This window comes from Streptomyces sp. NPDC058964 (assembly GCF_042741275.1).
Classification (GTDB): domain Bacteria; phylum Actinomycetota; class Actinomycetes; order Streptomycetales; family Streptomycetaceae; genus Streptomyces.
In genome coordinates this window covers 533-4,549 of the sequence record NZ_JBHYKH010000246.1, presented here as the reverse complement: position 1 = coordinate 4,549, position 4,017 = coordinate 533, and the positions used below count along the sequence as shown (strand labels likewise).

Below are 4,017 nucleotides of genomic sequence, written 5' to 3'. Positions count from 1 at the left end.
CCGTGGAGCTCGGCTACCGCGGTCCGACGGCCTGCGCGGCCGCCGGCATCACCTACCGGCAACTCGACTACTGGGCCCGCACCGGCCTGGTCGAGCCGAGCGTGCGGCCCGCCTACGGGTCGGGTACGCAGCGTCTGTACAGCTTCCGGGACGTCGTCGTCCTGAAGATCGTGAAGCGGTTCCTGGACACGGGTGTGTCGCTGCAGAACATCCGTACCGCGGTCCAGCACCTCAGGGAACGCGGTTTCCGAGACCTGGAGCGCCTGACGCTGATGAGCGACGGCGCGACGGTGTACGAGTGCACCTCGCCGGACGAGGTCCATGCCCTGCTCCAGGGCGGTCAGGGCATCTTCGGAATCGCCGTCGGCGTGGTGTGGCGGGACGTGGAAAGCGCGCTCTCCCAGCTGCACGGGGAGCGTATCGACACGGGTGAGACCCTCGTCGGTCACAACCCCGCCGACGAGCTCGCGCGGCGGCGCAACCGGGCCGTCTGAGCCCCGGTCCTCCGGAGGCTCTCGGGACCCCCGGGGTTCCTGGCCCGGCTCCTTGTCGGGCAATGTCAGTGGCGTGGTGCAGCATCGGAGATGTGAGAAACGCGCCCACGATCCTGCATCTCGACATGGATGCCTTCTTCGCCTCGGTGGAGCAGGCGTCCAAGCCGAGCCTGCGCGGGAAGGCCGTCGTCGTGGGCGGGCTCGGGCCACGCGGAGTGGTGGCCACCGCGTCGTACGAGGCGCGGGTCTTCGGGGTCCACTCCGCGATGCCCATGGCCCAGGCCCGCCGGCTGGCTCCCAACGCGGCGTATCTCGTGCCGCGCTTCGGTCTCTACCGCGCGATCAGCGAACAGGTGATGGGGCTGCTGCGCCGGCTGTCCCCCCTGGTGGAGCCGCTGAGCCTGGACGAGGCGTTCGTGGACCTGGAGGCCGGGGGATCGGCCTGGGACGAGCAGTCCGCGCGGCTGTCCGGAGTGAAGCTGCGCGCGGACATACGGGCCGTCACGGGGCTCACCGGGTCGGTCGGTCTGGCCGCCTCCAAGATGCTCGCGAAGATCGCCTCCGAGCAGGCCAAGCCGGACGGCCTGGTGGTGATCGAACCGGGGACCGAGCGGGCGCTGCTGGGACCCATGCCGGTGCGGACGCTGCCGGGCGTCGGACCGGCGACGGGCGACCATCTGCGGAGGGCCGGGATCACCACGGTCGACGAGATCGCCGAGGCGGGTGAGGACGAGCTCGTACGGCTGCTGGGCAAGGCCCATGGGCACGGGCTGTACGCCATGGCGCTGGCGCACGACGAGCGGCCCGTGGTGGCCGAGCGGGAGACCAAGTCCGTCTCGGTCGAGGACACGTACGACGTGGACATCCACGACCGGCTGAGGGTGGGCCTGGAGGTGCAGCGGCTCGCCGACCGGTGCGTGGGGCGGCTGCGCGGGGGGGGGCTGTCGGGGCGGACCATCGTGCTGAAGGTGCGGCGGTACGACTTCTCCACCCTGACCCGGTCCGAGACGCTCCGCGGGCCCACGGACGACCCGGCGGTGGTGCGGGAGGCGGCCGCGCGGCTGCTGGAGTCCGTTGACACGACGGGCGGGGTGCGGCTGCTCGGTGTGGGCGTCTCCGGGCTCGCCGACTACACGCAGGAGGACCTGTTCGCGCAGGCGGCCGGCGAGCGGGCCGACGCGTCTCCGGAGGCGGCCGTGGCCGAGCCGGTCCCGGAACAGCCGGCGCCCACCGAGCGCCACTGGCCCTCGGGTCACGACGTACGGCACACCGAGTACGGGCACGGCTGGGTCCAGGGGAGCGGGCTGGGGCGGGTCACCGTGCGCTTCGAGACACCCGACTCGGAACCGGGCCGCATCCGCACGTTCCGCGTCGACGACCCGGCCCTGGAGCCGGCGGATCCGCTGCCGCTGGTGGCGGGACGGGCGGAAACCCATTGCGATCGGGAACAGGACCGAGCCGCCCCTGCCGCGGTCTCACCCGACACGTAGGCCAGGCAGCGCCTCGCTGCCCCGCGGCCACCGCCCGCAGGCAGCGTTCACGGCTTGCCCTCAGGGCTCGTCCCGCCCGGCCAGGTCGCCGAAGTCGTGGTCGGGCAGGGTGGGCGGTGGGGCCACGTCGAGACCGTAGTGGTGGTAGAGCTGGAGCTCCTGTTCCGGGGAGAGGTGGCGGCCCACGCCGAAGTCCGGGGCGTCCTTGATGAGGGCGCGTTCGAAGGGGACGTGGAGGGTGCCCTCGATCAGTTCGCTCGGCTCCAGGGGGACGAAGGCGTCGCGCGAGAACAGGCCGGTGCGTATGGCCGCCCACTCCGGCACGCCGGTCGCGTCGTCGAGGTACACCTCGTCGATCGTGCCGATCTTGGTGCCATTGCGGTCGAACGCCTTGCGGCCGATCAGGTTGCGCGGATCGATGTCGGTCTGCACGGGCCCTCCACTTGGTCGCAACTCATTCGTAAGCACTACAAAAGAGCACAATCAGGGAGGCGGCCACTCGAAGGCTCAGGCGTTGACCTCGCTGGTAGTCTGGCGATGGCTGCTGACCCCGTGCGGGAGAGTCCTCCGGAGTGACACCGGAGGCGCCGAAGGAGCAAATCCTCCCCGGAATCTCTCAGGCTCACGTACCGCACGGACGAGGTCACTCTGGAAAGCAGGGCGGGTGTCGACGGCTTCCGCTCTCACCGACGGTGAAAGCCGGTGCCCATGGTCGGCCCGGTGAAGCTCTCAGGTTGAGATGACAGAGGGGGAGGCCGTCGGGGTACCCGTGTCCGGGGTGCCCCTCGAAGGTCGCGTCAGACCAGGAGGCCTCCGCAATGACCGCCCATCGCATTCCGCTCTCCGAGCTCGAACAGGGCATCCCGTTCGAGCAGCGCCACATCGGGCCCGACCAGGAGGCGCGGGCCAAGATGCTCGCGCAGGTCGGCTACGGCTCGCTCGACGAGCTCACCGCCGCCGCGGTGCCGGATGTGATCAAGAACGCCGACGCCCTCGACCTGCCCGGTGCGCGCACCGAGGCCGAGGTGCTGGCCGAGCTCCGCTCCCTCGCCGACCGCAACCAGGTGCTCGGCTCGATGATCGGGCTCGGGTACTACGGGACGTTCACCCCGCCCGTGATCCTGCGCAACGTGATGGAGAACCCCGCCTGGTACACGGCGTACACGCCCTACCAGCCGGAGATCTCCCAGGGCCGGCTCGAGGCTCTGCTGAACTTCCAGACCATGGTGGCCGACCTCACCGGCCTGCCGACCTCCGGCGCCTCCCTCCTGGACGAGGGCACGGCGGCCGCCGAGGCGATGTCGCTGTCCCGGCGGATGGGCAAGAACAAGAAGGGCCTGTTCCTGGTCGACGCGGACACGCTGCCGCAGACCATCGCCGTGATCGAGACCCGCGCCGAGCCGACCGGCGTCGAGGTCGTGGTCGCCGACCTGAGCGACGGTATTCCGGCCGAGATCGCCGAGCGGGAGATCAACGGCGTGCTGATCCAGTACCCGGGCGCCTCCGGTGCCGTACGGGACATCAAGCCGCTCATCGACCGGGCGCACGAGCTCGGCGCGCTCGTCACCGTCGCCGCCGACCTGCTCGCGCTGACCCTGCTGGTCTCGCCCGGCGAGCTCGGCGCGGACATCGCGGTCGGCACGACCCAGCGCTTCGGCGTGCCGATGGGCTTCGGCGGACCGCACGCGGGCTACATGGCCGTCCACGAGAAGTTCGCGCGCAGCCTGCCCGGGCGCCTCGTCGGCGTCTCCGTCGACGCCGACGGCCACAAGGCCTACCGGCTCGCCCTGCAGACCCGTGAGCAGCACATCCGCCGGGAGAAGGCGACCAGCAACATCTGCACCGCCCAGGTGCTGCTGGCCGTAATGGCGGGCATGTACGCCGTCTACCACGGCCCCGAGGGACTGCGGGCCATCGCGGGACGCACCCACCGGTACGCCACGATCCTCGCCGCGGGCCTCGCGGCGGGGGGGGGTGGGTGAGAGAGCGGCGGCAAAAACAACACCCGCACCGAGACAGACACACGCGCCGGG

Annotated in this window: 3 protein-coding genes, 1 pseudogene and 1 riboswitch; of the genes and pseudogenes, 3 read left to right on the top strand and 1 reads right to left on the bottom strand. The window is 71.2% G+C overall.

The window, feature by feature from the left end; genetic code table 11:
* Positions 1-2: 2 nt before the first annotated feature.
* Complete coding sequence (locus tag ACFW2E_RS26790) at positions 3-494, top strand: MerR family transcriptional regulator (RefSeq protein ID WP_384469624.1); 492 nt, start codon at positions 3-5, stop codon at positions 492-494.
* A gap of 92 nt (positions 495-586) precedes the next feature.
* Positions 587-1,984 carry a DNA polymerase IV gene (locus ACFW2E_RS26785; RefSeq protein WP_384469623.1) on the top strand — a complete coding sequence of 466 codons (1,398 nt, stop codon included), beginning with the start codon at positions 587-589 and terminating at the stop codon, positions 1,982-1,984.
* A 60-nt stretch (positions 1,985-2,044) separates the two neighbouring features.
* On the opposite strand, the gene ACFW2E_RS26780 is transcribed toward ACFW2E_RS26785, so the two are convergent.
* Positions 2,045-2,416: a PRC-barrel domain-containing protein gene (locus ACFW2E_RS26780; protein ID WP_384469622.1), complete on the bottom strand. Its 372-nt coding sequence runs from the start codon at positions 2,414-2,416 to the stop codon at positions 2,045-2,047.
* A gap of 113 nt (positions 2,417-2,529) precedes the next feature.
* Positions 2,530-2,626: riboswitch (glycine riboswitch) on the top strand.
* Between the two features lie 176 nt (positions 2,627-2,802).
* Between ACFW2E_RS26780 and ACFW2E_RS26775 the strand changes: the two are divergent.
* Positions 2,803-3,957, top strand: a pseudogene (locus tag ACFW2E_RS26775) (glycine dehydrogenase); the annotation flags it as partial.
* Between the last annotated feature and the right edge of the window lie 60 nt (positions 3,958-4,017).